Below are 12,525 nucleotides of genomic sequence, written 5' to 3'. Positions count from 1 at the left end.
GGCCAACTCGTCCAGGCGGGCCGGGAAAGCCGGGGATCGCGGCTTGCGACCGGCAAAGGAAAAAGGCCGCGACCATCGGGTCGCGGCCTTTTCCTGCGGCTCTCGGCCCGGCTCAGTTCGTGGGCTGCTCGCCCATATAGGCCTGCAACAGCGCCTCGCCGTCCTTGCCCACGGCCTTCAGCTCGTCCAGCCAGACGCTGGCGACCGTCGCCAGCCGCTCGTTCCACTGCGCGGCCTCTTCGGCCGAAAGCGTGTTCACGGTAAAGCCCTGCTCGGCCACCAGCCTGTCGCGGACCTTGGTTTCCTCGGCATCCTGCCAGGCGCAAAGTCCCTCTTGCGCGGGCAGCGCCGCCTCGGTCATCGCCGCCTTCACGTCTTCGGGCAGCCGCTCCCAGCCGCGTTCGCTCATGGCGAAGACGATGCCGGGCGAGCCGATCTGCACCCCGTCGACCGCGTGGTGGAAGACCTGGTCCAGCTTGAACTCCGGCAGGCTGAGATAGGAATAGACGCCGCCGTCCACCGTGCCGCGGGTCAGCGCGTCATAGGCCTCGGGCGAGGGCACGCGCACCGGCACGCCGCCAAGCGCCCGCACCGCCTTGTCCATCGCCGCCCCGTTGGCGCGCAGCTTGAGCCCGGCGACGTCGCCAAGCCCGGCCACCTGCTTGCCGGTGGTCATCACCGTATAGGGGCGCAGCGACGAGACGAACAGCACATGGATGCCCTGGGGCTTGTATTCCTGTTCGTTCAGCAGCCCGCCTTCCTGCGCCAGGTCCCAGAACCGCGCCGTCGCCTCGCAAGAGGTCTTGTAGGGCGAGGGCAGCTCGACCACCGAGGTCAGCGGGAACTTGTCGGGCGCATAGTTCGCCACGAAGAACACCACGTCGGCAATGCCCGAATTCAGGATCGAGATGTAATCCTTGCCCAATTGCCCGGCCGGGTAGACGTCGAAGCGGACGCGGCCCCCGGTGCTTTCCGTCACCGCCTCGGTAAAGGGCTTCGCGCCCTGTTCCCACAGGTAATGCGTCGCCGGCGCGATATGGGCCAGCTTCAGCGTCATCTCCTCTTGCGCCATTGCGGGCGCGGAGAATGCCAGGACGCCAAGGGCGGTCGTGGCGATCAGTTTCCTCATCATCAGTTGGTCCTCCATCCGGCCGCCGCAGGAGCGCGGCAGCATCGTCAATTCCTCGTCGCCAGCAGCCCCCTGCCGACGACCTGTGCCTGGATTTCGGCGGCACCTTCGAAGATGTTCAGGATGCGCGCGTCGCACAGCACGCGGCTGATCTCGAACTCCATCGAATAGCCGTTGCCGCCGTGGATCTGCAGCGCCGCGTCGGCATTGGTCCAGGCGACGCGGGCGGCCAGCAGCTTGGCCATGCCGGCCTCGATGTCGCAGCGCCGGCCCTTGTCCTTTTCGCGGGCCGAGAAATAGGTCAGCTCGCGCGCCAGCACGATCTCGACCAGCATCATCGCCAGCTTGTCCGAGATGCGCGGGAAGCCCGCGATGGCGCGGCCGAACTGCTTGCGGTCGAGCGCATAGCGCAAGCCCAGCTCGAAGGCCGAGCGCGCCACGCCCACCGCGCGGGCGGCGGTCTGGATGCGCGCGCCCTCGAAGGTGCGCATCAGCTGCTTGAAGCCCTGCCCCTCCTCGCCGCCCAGCACGCCGTCCGCCGGCACGCGGAAGCCGTCGAAGGACAGCTCGTATTCCTTCATCCCGCGATAGCCCAGCACCTTGATCTCGCCCCCGGTCATGCCCTCGGCCGGGAAGGGGTTGTCGTCGGTGCCGCGCGGCTTGGGCGCCAGCAGCATCGACAGCCCATCATAGCTCTTGCTGTCCGGGTTGGTGCGCACCAGCATGGTCATCACGTCGCTGCGCGCGGCATGGGTGATCCAGGTCTTGTTGCCGTTGACCACCCAGCCCTCGCCGTCGCGGCTGGCGCGGGTGCGCAGGCTGCCCAGGTCCGAGCCGGTGTCGGGCTCGGTGAAGACCGCGGTCGGCAGCACCTCGCCCGAGGCGATCCTGGGCAGCCATTCCGCCTTCTGCTCGGGCGTGCCGCCGCCAAGGATCAGCTCGCCCGCGATTTCCGAGCGGGTGCCCAGCGAGCCGGCGGCGATCCAGCCGCGGCTCAGTTCCTCGGTCACGACGCACATGGCCAGCTTGCCCAGGCCGAGCCCGCCATATTCCTCGTCGATGCAGACGCCGAAGGTGCCAAGCTCGGCCATTTCGGCCACGATATCGTCGGGGATCAGCACATCCGCGAGATGCCATTGATGCGCCGAGGGGGCGATGCGTTCCTCGGCAAAGCGGCGGTAGGTTTCGCGGATCATGTCCAGGTCGGCGTCGCCAAGCGCGTCCGAGACCTGCTCGCCCGACTGGATCAGCTCGACCAGCCGCGCGCGGTTGGCGGGCGTGTTGCCCCCGGCGATGAACCCGGCCACCGCCGCGTCCTGCGCCAGCGCATCGTTTGAGACCCCCAGGTCGGCGGGGCGCAGCATCTCGTTCGGCCCCATCGGGATGCCGCCCAGAAGCTGGGCGAGGTATTCGCCGAAGCCGATCTCGATCACCAGCCGCTCGGCCTCGCCCAGGGTGCCGGCCGCTTGCAGGCGGCGGCCCCAGGATTCGGTCTGGGCCAGCGCCTCGACCACGGTCGCGGCCCAGGCAAAGCCGTGGACGGCGCGCTGCTCCTGGTCGACGCGGGCGGCCTGCGGGCGGCCGTCGACGGTGACGCGGCCGGCCACCTCGTCCTTCACGCGGTCGAGATAGAGGCGCATGGCGGCAACGGCGGCGGCGGCGCGGTCCAGAAGATCGGCAAGATCGGCGGTGTCGGACATGGCGGTTTCCTCAACTCTCGGGGCCGGCGACGATCCGCTGATCGTGCAGCCGGGCGATTTCATGGGCGGGAAGGTCCAGCAGCTCGGCCAGGATCTCTTCGGTATGCTCGCCCAGGCGCGGTGCGCGCGGGGCCGGATGGCGCGGCAGCGCCGGGAAGGTCGCGGGCGCGCCGCCCGTCGGGTAGCTGTGGCCGGACGGATGGGTCTGCTGGTTGAAGACCGGATTGCCGCTGATGAAGCCGGGCTCCTCGGCCATGGATTCCTGAAGGCTGCGATAGGTCTCCCAGCAGATGCCCTTTTCGTTCAGCAGCGCGGCGGCCTCGGCATAGCTCATCGCGCCGATCACCTTCTGCACCATGTCGAACAGCGGCTTGCGGTGGAGAAAGCGCGGGCCTTCCTGGTCGAAGGACACGCCCAGCCGGTCTTCCAGCGCCGCCACCTCGGCCCCGATGCCGAAGGTCTCGATCACGCCCTTCCATTGCCGGGCGGTGATGCCGACCAGGATCAGCCGCTTGCCGTCGGCGGTGAGGAAGTCGCAGCCGAAGGCGCCGAAAAGGTCGTTGCCGCTGCGGATGCGCGGCGGGCCGTCCGCTGTTACCTCGGCGATCTGGCCCAGATGGCCCAGCGTGGTCGCGGCGATGTCGACCAGCGGGATGCGGATCTCGCCGCCCTGGCCGGTCCGGCGGCGGTTGCGCTCGGCCGCCATCAGGGTGAAGGCGGCATAGGCGCCGGTGATCAGATCCCAGGCGGGCAGGACGTGGTTGACCGGCACGTCGGGCGGCAGATCCTCGGGGCCGGTGATCAGCGGCAGGCCGGTGATCGCGTTCATCGTGTAATCGACCGCGTTGCGGCCGCTGGCCCAGCCCATGACGCGGGCGGTGATCAGGTCGGGGCGATGCGCCGCCAGCCGTTCATGCGACAGGAAGCCCGCGGCCGGGAAGTTGGTCACGAAGAGCCCCGCATCCTCGCCCGGCGCGGTGATGATCTGCGTCGCCAGTTCGCGCCCGGCGGGACTGTTCAGGTCGATGGCGATGGATTTCTTGCCCTTGTTCAGCCCTTCCCAGAACAGGCTGCGGCCCGCCCCGTCGATGGGCCAGCGGCTGGCGTCCAGCCCGCCGCCGATATTGTCGAAGCGGATGACCTCGGCCCCCAGCCCCAGCAGGTGCTGGCCGCAAACCGGGCTGGCGACGAAGGACGAGCCCTCGATGACGCGGAGGCCCTTCAGAATGTCATACATGGTTCACCCCGTCTTTTCTGCCGCTCCGGCGCAGGATCTGTTCGGCGCGCATCCGCACGGGCGGGTCGATCATCGCCCCGTCCACCATCGCCGCGCCGCCCCGATCGGCGGCCACGACCCTGGCGGCCCATTCGACCTCGGCCGCCGAGGGGGCGAAGCCGCGCAGCACCGGCGCGACCTGGCGCGGATGGATGCAAAGCTTGCCCGAAAAACCCAGGGACACCGCGCGGCGCGCATCGGCCTCGACGGCGGCCTCGTCCTCGATGGCCAGCGTCACGCCGTCGATGGGCGCGGCCAGCCCCGCGACGCGCGAGGCCAGCACCATCTGCGAGCGCGCCAGCAGCAGCGGCTCGGGCTCATGAGCGCAGCCGATGTCGGCCGAGAAATCGACCGAGCCGAAGACCAGCCGCGCCACGCCCGGCGCGGCGGCGATGGCGGGCAGGTTGGCGATGCCGCGCGCGGTTTCCACCAACGCCAGGACGGCGTGGCCCGCGGCCTGATGCACCACCTGGGTCTGCGCCGCGTCTTCGCTTTTCGGCAGCATGATCCCGGCAAGGCCGATGCGCGCGGCCAGCGCCAGGTCGCCTTCGTGCCAGGGCGTGCCGATGGCGTTGATGCGCAGGATCATCGGGAAATCCGGCAGGGCAAGGCCCGCCAGCGCATCGCGCGCGGCCTGCTTGTCGGCCGCCGCCACGGCATCCTCCAGGTCGATGATGATGGCATCGGCGCCCGAGGCGGCCGCCTTGGCCACCCGCTCGGGTCTAGACGCGGGCACGAACAGCGGCGCGGTGATCGTGGACAGCGCCTCTACCATGTCGCGCTTCCCGACATGGTGGTGCGGCCGTCGGCGCCCGCGATCCACAGCTCCAGCCCGGTTTCCGAGGGCGCGGCGTTCACGGTAAGGGCGGCGCCGTCGAACAGCGGGCTGGTGCCGCGGAAATCGAAGGTCTTGGGCATCCCGCGCAGCTCGCCCGCCAACGTCAGCAGCAGCGTGGCTTGCAGCGGCCCATGCACGACAAGGCCGGGATAGCCCTCTTCGCCCGTCGCATAGGCGCGGTCGTAATGGATGCGATGGCCGTTGAAGGTCAGCGCGGAATAGCGAAACAGCAGCACCGGGTCTGCCATGACGCTGCGGCTCCATTCCGCCCTGGGGCCGGGCGGCGGGACCGCCGGTTTCGCGGGCGCGGCCCCGGTCTCGGCGCCGCGATAGACGATATCCTGGCGCTCGTTGATCGCCGGGCCGCGCGGGGTCGAGACCTGGTGCCGCACGGTCACGAAGCACAGCGGGCCGGTACTGCCCTGCTTCAGCCTGACATCCTCGATCCGCGACAGGCGCGTGACCCGGTCGCCGACGCGGATCGGGTCCAGGAACTCCAGCCGCCCCCCGGCCCACATCCGGCGCGGCAGCGGCACGGCGGGCAGGAAGCCGCCGCGCTCGGGGTGGCCGTCCGCGCCGATGGCGCGCATCGGCACGGTGGGCGGGGCAAGGCACCAGTGGATCGAAAGCGGCGCCGCGTCCCCCGGCTGCGGCGGGGGCGCGTCCTTGTCCAGCGTGGCGTTCAGCGCAAGGCATTGCTGCACCGTCACGATGTCCGAGGCCGAGCTTTCCCGGCCGATAGCCTTGCGCAGATCCTCGATGTCGACGGCGGGCTGGTCGGTCATCTTCCCCCTCCAGCCTCAGCCGCGCGCGGCCGCGACGGCCTGGGTCAGTTCGGGCAGGACGCTGAACAGGTCGCCCACCAGGCCCAGGTCGGCGACCTGGAAGATCGGCGCCTCTTCGTCCTTGTTGATGGCGACGATGATCTTGCTGTCCTTCATCCCGGCCAGGTGCTGGATCGCGCCCGAGATGCCGACGGCCACGTAAAGCTCGGGCGCCACCACCTTGCCGGTCTGGCCCACCTGCCAGTCGTTCGGGGCATAGCCCGAGTCGACCGCCGCACGCGACGCGCCCGCCGCGCCGCCGAAGGCATCGGCCAGCGGCAGGATGAATGCGTCGAACTTTTCCTTGGAGCCAAGCGCGCGGCCGCCCGACACGACGATCCTGGCGCCGGTCAGCTCGGGGCGCTCGGAAACCGCGACCTCCTGGCCGACGAAGCTGGACACGGCCGGATCGTCGGCTGCCGCCACCGGCTCGACCGGGGCGGAGCCGCCCTGCCCCGCCGCCTCGAAGGCGGTGGTGCGGATGGTGGCGACGATCTTCGCCGACAGCACCTCGACCACTTGCAGCGCGTTGCCGGCATAGATCGGGCGCTCGAAGCTCTTGGGCCCATGCACCGCCACCACGTCCGAGACCTGCACCGTATCGAGCAGCGCCGCGACCCGCGGCAGCACGTTCTTGCCGGTGGTGGTGGCCGGGGCGAGGATGGCGTCATAGCCACCGGCCAGCGAAACGATCAGCGCCGCCAGCGGCTCGGCCAGCGCATGGGCGTAAGCCGGCGCATCGGCCAGCAGCACCTTGTCGACGCCCGCCAGCGCGGCGGCGGCATCGGCCACCGGCTGCGCGCCCGAGCCGGCGACCAGCACATGCACCGGCCCGCCGATCCTGGCCGCGGCCGTCAGCGCCTTGGCGGTGGCATCGGACAGGGTGGAATTGTCGTGATCCGCGATCAGAAGAATGGCCATCAGAGAACCCCCGCTTCCTTGAGTTTGCCGACCAGCTCGGGCACCGAGCCGAGTTTGATCCCCGCCTGCCGCTGCGCCGGCTCGCTGGTCCTGACCACCCTGAGGCGCGGCGAGATGTCCGCGCCAAGCGCCTCGGGCGTCGTCTCATCGACCGGCTTCTTCTTGGCCTTCATGATGTTCGGCAGGCTGGCATAGCGCGGCTCGTTCAGCCGCAGGTCGGTGGTGACGATGGCGGGGGTCTTCAGCCGCACGGTCTGAAGCCCGCCGTCGACCTCGCGCGTGACGGTCACTTCGCCCTCGCCGATCTCGACCTTGGACGCGAAAGTGCCCTGCGCCCAGCCCAGCAGGGCGGCCAGCATCTGGCCGGTCTGGTTGTTGTCGCCGTCGATGGCCTGCTTGCCCAGGATGACCAGGCCGGGGCCCTCCTTCTCGGCCAGCGCCTTCAGCACGCGGGCGACGCCCAGCGGCTCGACCGCCTCGTCGGTCCTGACCAGGATGCCGCGGTCCGCGCCCATGGCCAGCGCGGTGCGGATGGTTTCCATCGCCTGCGCGGGGCCGACGGAGACGGCGATGACCTCATCGGCCTTGCCGGCTTCCTTCAGGCGGATGGCTTCCTCGACGGCGATCTCGTCGAAGGGATTCATCGACATCTTGACGCTGGCGGTATCGACGCCCGAGCCGTCCGCCTTGACGCGGACCTTGACGTTGAAATCGACGACACGTTTGACGGGGACAAGGATTTTCATGTCCGGGATTGTCTCCATGACGGGCACCGGCAAACGCCGGCGCGGGTTGCAATGGGATGCGCCTGGCCTAGCCGTCGCGGGCGACGACCTGCTTGATCAGCTCATGGCGCTGGAACTTGCCGGTGGGCGTCATCGGGAATTCCTCGAAGATCTCCAGCCGTTCGGGCAGCTTGTAGATCGCCACCTCGTTCTTGAGGAAATCCACGAATTCCTGCAGCGTGGCGCTCTCGCCCGGACGCGGCACCAGGCAAAGGCAGTTCGACTCGCCCAGCCGTTCGTCGGGCAGGCCGATCACCGCGCAATGCAGCACCTTCGGATGGGTGTAGAGGATCTCCTCGACCTCGCGCGGATAGTATTTCTTGCCGCCGCGGTTGATCATCTCCTTCAGCCGCCCGACGATGCGCAGGTTGCCGTCCGCGTCGATCATGCCCAGGTCGCCGCTGCGGAACCAGCCGTCCTCGGTAAAGGCCTCGGCATTGGCCTCGGGGCGCTTGTAATAGCCCATCTGCGTGGCCGGGCCCTGGCTCTGGATCTCGCCCGGCTCGCCCTGCGGCACCGCGCCGGTGCCGCCGATGGGCGAGATCCTGAGCCGCATCTCGGTGCCGCATTTGCCGACCGAGCCCGCGACCTTTTCCGGGTCGTCGCTGCGCCGGGTATAGGTATGATAGCCGCCGCATTCCAGCATGCCGTAAAGCTCGATCAGGTCGCCCTGGATGCGGGCGCGAAAGGCGCGGATGGTTTCCAGCGGGCAGGAGGTGCCGCCCGAGATCACAGTCTTCAGCGAGGAGAGGTCGTATCGCTCCTGCCCCGGCACGTTCAGCATGGCCACGATGGACGCCGGGGCGGTGGCGACATAGGTCACGCGCTCGGCCTCGATCACCTGGAGCGCGGGCTCGGCGGCGAATTTCTCCATGATGACCAGCTTGCAGCCCGCCAGCACGGTCTGCAGCACCGAGAGATAGCCCCAGTTCAGCGCCAGCGGCAGGTAGAGGAGCATCACGTCGTCCTCGCCCACCTCCATGTCCATGTTCAGCATCCGCGCCGGCCATAGCGAGGTATTGTGGTTATGCGTCACCCCCTTGGGGCTGCCGGTGGTGCCCGAGGTGAACATCATCCGCATCATCGCGTTCGGGTCGGTCCCGACCTCGGCAAAGCCCTGGGGCCGGCCCGAGGCGGAGATCACCGGGTCCAGCGCCACCGCATCCCCGGTCGGCTGCCCCCGCACCACGCCCAGGAATGCCAGTTCGGGCAGATCCTTGCGCAGGGCGTGGACCATCGCCTGGTGGTCGAACTTCTTGTATTCGGCGCAGGTGATGATGCCGCGCGCCCCGGTGGTGCGCAGGACGTAATCGACCTCGCGGGCGCGGAACTCGATGCTGACCGGCACGCCGATGGCGCCGATGCGCTCGATGGCGAAATAGGCCGGGATGAACTCGATCCAGTTGGGCAGCTGCACCGCCACGATGTCGCCGGGACGGATGCCGCTGCGGGCCAGCAGGTCGGCGACGCGGATGATCGCATCCTCCAGTTGGCGATAGGTCAGCCGGGCCTTGCCGTCCGTCACCGCCTCGCGGTCGGGATGGGCGGCGGTGCGGGCGCGCAGCACGTCGGCGAAGGTCTCGTCGGGCCAGACGCCGGTCGCGCGGTAATGCTGCTGGTCGGCAGGGCTCTGCCTCAGAATGACGTCCTGCATCCAAATCCTCCCTCTCCAGGCTTCGCAGGGCCTTGGACGCGGCCCCGGCAGGTCATTTCACGGCCTTCGCGCAACGTGTCAGCCGGGCATTCCCAGCAGGGTCTTGGCCAGGATGTTGCGCTGGATCTCGCTGGCGCCGCCGTAGATCGTGGTCGGCCGCGACAGGAAGTAATAGCCCAGCGGGTCCACCTCGGCCCCGCCGAACCGGGTCGGGCCAAGGGCCGAGCCGTTCTCCTGCGCCACGTCCAGCATGAATTCCGAGATGCGCTGGTAGAGGTCCGGCCCCCAGAGCTTGAGGATCGAGATCTCGGGTCCCAGCGCGCCGCCGCCCTTCAGCGTCTCGGCAAAGCGGGCATAGGTGGCGGTCAGGTCGGCCACGTCCAGCGCCAGCGGGGTATATGTCGCGGCAAAGGACGGGTCGTCGAAGATGCCCAGCTCGCGGCCCATCGTCTCGAGCCGCAAGAGCGCCATCTGCGCGAATTTCGGGCTGCCATGGGTCAGGCGTTCGAAACCCAACAGCGCCTTGGCCATGGTCCAGCCGTCATTGACCGCACCGACGATATTGTCCCTGGGCACCCGCACGTCGTCGAGAAAGACCTCGCAGAACTCGGCATCGCCGGCCAGGGTCTTGATCGGGCGCACGGTGATGCCGGGCGTGTCCATCCGCGCCAGGAAGAAGCTGATGCCCTGCTGCTTCTTGGCCGCGGGATCGGTGCGCGCCAGGATGAAGATGTCGGTCGAATCCTGCGCCAGCGTGGTCCAGATCTTTTGCCCGTTGATGACCCAGTGATCGCCGTCCAGCACCGCCGAGGTCCGCAAGCTGGCAAGATCCGAGCCGGCGCCCGGTTCGGAATAGCCCTGGCACCAGACATCCTCGCCCGCCAGGATGCGCGGCAGGTAATGCGCCTTTTGCGCCTCGGTGCCGAAGCGGACCAGCAGCATCCCCAGCATGACGATGCCGATGTCGGGATGGCGGGCGACGCCGGCGCTGTCGAATTCGTCGTGATAGGCCAGCATCTTCTCGACGTTGAGGCCCATGCCGCCATGCTCGACCGGCCAGGCGGGCGCCAGCCAGCCCTTGGCCGACAGCTTCAGGAACCAGTCCCTCGCCTCGTGCCAGTTGACGCGGCGGGCCTGGTTGATCAGGTGCGGCGGGCATTCGGCGGCGATGAAATCCCGCAGCATCCTGCGGAAATCCTGCTCGTCCATCGCATTGTAATCAATGGCCATTGGCTTGCCCCCCGGCGTTGTGCAATTCGAACCAGCGCGCGCGATGGGCGCGCGGATTGCCGAGCCATGCCGCCAGCGCCAGCGCCCGGTTGACGTAAAGGCTGAGGTCGCATTCCTCGGTATAGCCGATGGCGCCATGCAGCTGGATGCATTCCTTGACCACCAGCTGCGCGGCATCGCCCGCCCGGCTTTTCGCGGCCGAGACATGGGCGGCCCGGCTGGCCGCATCGGCATGAGGATCGTCCATCGCCGCCGCGGCCCGCAGCAAGGCCGAACGCGCCATCTCGATATGGACGTAAAGGTTCACCGCCCGGTGCTGGATCGCCTGGAACGAGGCGATGGGCTTGCCGAACTGCACCCGCTGCTTCATGTAGTCCAGCGTCATCTGGAACGCCGCCTCCATCACCCCCTGCAACTGGGCCGCGACGGCCAGCCGGGCGATGTCGAGCAGCTGGTCGAGGATCGCCGCCCCGCGGTCGGGAAAGGCGATGACTGCGCCGGGATCGACCTTGACCCCGTCGAGATCGACCGTCGATTGCCGCGATCCGTCGGTGTGGGCGGTGGTCTGCACCACCTTGGGCGACTGGTCGATCCAGGCCAGCAGGATGCCCGCGCCGGTATCGGCAACCACGGCATAGCCGCCGGCCTCTTGCGCCAGGGGCACGAACAGCGCCTGGCCCGACAGGGTCCAGCCCTCGCCCTCGGGCGCGGCCTTGGGCCCCACGGCGCCCGAACCCATCGCCCCGGCGCGGCCCTGCCAGGCCAGCGTCGCCAGCAGGGCGCCGCCCATCAGGCCGGGCAGAAGCCTGTCCTTCAGCGCCTGATTGCCGCCCAGGACCAGCGCCTGCATCGCAAGAATGCCAACGCAAACAAGCGGCTCCGGCAGGGCCGCGCGCCCGGCCTCGTGATGCAGCGCCGCCAGATCCGCATGTTCCATCGCCAGGCCGCCGTCATCCTCGGGGACCAGGATGCCGGTCCAGCCCAGCTCGGCCATGGTCTTCCAGCGTTCATGCGAAAAGCCCGCCTGCGTGGCCAGCCCCGTCCGAGTCGCGGCAAGCGTGGCCTCTCGATTGGCGAAATCCGCAACGCTTTCCCGAAGCTGTTGCCTGTGGTCGGGTTCCTCCGGCCTGCTGAACAAATCGCGCCTCCCGCAGCATGGGTTGATGTTGACAGGCTGTTTAAACCAATCAATCTGGTTTTGCAATGCAGAATTACATTTTGCATACTGGCGCAGCCCGCGACCCCCGGCTGCGTCTTTCGCCTGGCAGAAGCTTGTTTCTGGCAGAAAACCGACTAACGTGGGACAGAAGCCCGCAACAAAGCAGGAGTTCAGCTTGGCCAGGTCTTTCAAAACCCTCTTGTCCCTGCCCGGTCCCGACGAGGAAAAGACCGACCGCCAGTTCATCACCGCGCTGGCGCGCGGGCTGGAAGTCCTGCGCGCCTTCGAACCGGGCGACGGCTTCCTGGGCAACCTCGAGATCGCGCAGCGCACCGGCCTGCCCAAGCCGACCGTCGCCCGCATCGCCCATACGCTGACCACGCTGGGCTATCTGGAATACAACGCCCGGCTGGAGAAATATTCGCTGGGCACCCCGGTCCTGTCGCTGGGCTACGCCTATCTCGGCAGCATGAGCCTGACCCGCGTCGCCCGCCCGCACATGCAGGAGCTGGCGAATCACGCCAATATCTCGGTGGCGCTCGGCAACCGGGACCGGCTGAACCTGGCCTATCTGGAACTGGCGCATGGCAGCGCGACGGTGTCGCTGCGGCTCGAGGTCGGCGCCCGCATCCCCATCGCGCGGTCCGCCATGGGCATGGCCTATCTGCACGCCCTGCCGGAAAGCGAGCGGGATTTCCTGGTCGAGGCCATCGAGAAACACGACAAGGCCGACTTCCCCAAGTTCAAGAAACGCCTCGCCACCGCGTTCAAGGAACTCGACGCGCATGGCTATTGCGTCTCGCTGGGCACTTACGAGCGGACGGTGAACGGCGTCGGCGCGGCGCTGAAGACGCGCGACGGCGGGGTCTATGCCTTCAACTGCTCGGGCCCGTCCTTCCACCTGACGGAAGAGATGATTCGCAGCGACGTCGGCCCGCGCCTGGCCGTCATGGTCAGCCGGATCGAGGCGGAACTGCTGGTGCATCCGGTCCGGGTCTGAGCCCGGCCC

At 68.6% G+C, this 12,525-nt stretch carries 11 protein-coding genes; 1 reads left to right on the top strand and 10 read right to left on the bottom strand.

Annotation, left to right across the window (positions count from 1 at the left end):
• Positions 1-112: 112 nt before the first annotated feature.
• The 10 genes from dctP to KF941_RS04470 form a co-directional block, all read right to left on the bottom strand.
• Positions 113-1,132 (bottom strand): TRAP transporter substrate-binding protein DctP, encoded by a 1,020-nt coding sequence (gene dctP / locus KF941_RS04515; RefSeq protein ID WP_214272652.1) that lies wholly within the window; start codon positions 1,130-1,132, stop codon positions 113-115.
• A 44-nt stretch (positions 1,133-1,176) separates the two neighbouring features.
• Positions 1,177-2,829 (bottom strand): acyl-CoA dehydrogenase family protein, encoded by a 1,653-nt coding sequence (locus KF941_RS04510; protein ID WP_214272651.1) that lies wholly within the window; start codon positions 2,827-2,829, stop codon positions 1,177-1,179.
• Positions 2,830-2,839: 10 nt separating this feature from the next.
• A complete protein-coding gene (locus tag KF941_RS04505) occupies positions 2,840-4,066 on the bottom strand; it encodes a CoA transferase (RefSeq protein ID WP_214272650.1) in 1,227 nt (408 codons plus the stop codon).
• Positions 4,059-4,880 carry a CoA ester lyase gene (locus KF941_RS04500; protein ID WP_214272649.1) on the bottom strand — a complete coding sequence of 274 codons (822 nt, stop codon included), beginning with the start codon at positions 4,878-4,880 and terminating at the stop codon, positions 4,059-4,061. Before KF941_RS04500 ends, KF941_RS04505 begins: the two co-directional genes overlap by 8 nt.
• Positions 4,874-5,728 carry a MaoC family dehydratase N-terminal domain-containing protein gene (locus tag KF941_RS04495; RefSeq protein ID WP_214272648.1) on the bottom strand — a complete coding sequence of 285 codons (855 nt, stop codon included), beginning with the start codon at positions 5,726-5,728 and terminating at the stop codon, positions 4,874-4,876. Before KF941_RS04495 ends, KF941_RS04500 begins: the two co-directional genes overlap by 7 nt.
• Positions 5,729-5,743: 15 nt before the next feature.
• The gene (locus KF941_RS04490; protein ID WP_214272647.1) at positions 5,744-6,688 is read right to left on the bottom strand and encodes an FAD-binding protein; all 945 of its coding nucleotides are present in this window, start codon (positions 6,686-6,688) and stop codon (positions 5,744-5,746) included.
• Entirely contained in the window at positions 6,688-7,434 is a 747-nt protein-coding gene (locus KF941_RS04485) for an electron transfer flavoprotein subunit beta/FixA family protein (protein WP_214272646.1), read from the bottom strand. The genes KF941_RS04490 and KF941_RS04485 overlap by 1 nt, the downstream gene beginning before the upstream one ends.
• A gap of 67 nt (positions 7,435-7,501) precedes the next feature.
• Positions 7,502-9,127, bottom strand: a complete 1,626-nt coding sequence (locus KF941_RS04480) for a class I adenylate-forming enzyme family protein (protein ID WP_072464242.1) — start codon at positions 9,125-9,127, stop codon at positions 7,502-7,504.
• A gap of 78 nt (positions 9,128-9,205) precedes the next feature.
• The gene (locus KF941_RS04475) at positions 9,206-10,357 is read right to left on the bottom strand and encodes an acyl-CoA dehydrogenase family protein (protein WP_214272645.1); all 1,152 of its coding nucleotides are present in this window, start codon (positions 10,355-10,357) and stop codon (positions 9,206-9,208) included.
• Complete coding sequence (locus tag KF941_RS04470) at positions 10,347-11,495, bottom strand: acyl-CoA dehydrogenase family protein (protein WP_214272644.1); 1,149 nt, start codon at positions 11,493-11,495, stop codon at positions 10,347-10,349. Before KF941_RS04470 ends, KF941_RS04475 begins: the two co-directional genes overlap by 11 nt.
• 196 nt (positions 11,496-11,691) lie before the next feature.
• On the opposite strand from KF941_RS04470, the gene KF941_RS04465 reads away from it, so the two are divergent.
• Complete coding sequence (locus KF941_RS04465; protein ID WP_052096306.1) at positions 11,692-12,516, top strand: IclR family transcriptional regulator; 825 nt, start codon at positions 11,692-11,694, stop codon at positions 12,514-12,516.
• The last annotated feature ends 9 nt before the right edge of the window (positions 12,517-12,525 follow it).

Source organism: Paracoccus sp. pheM1, assembly GCF_018499825.1.
Lineage (GTDB): Bacteria > Pseudomonadota > Alphaproteobacteria > Rhodobacterales > Rhodobacteraceae > Paracoccus > Paracoccus versutus.
Note: the sequence above shows the minus strand (reverse complement) of the source record. Positions and strands in the feature narration are given on the sequence as shown.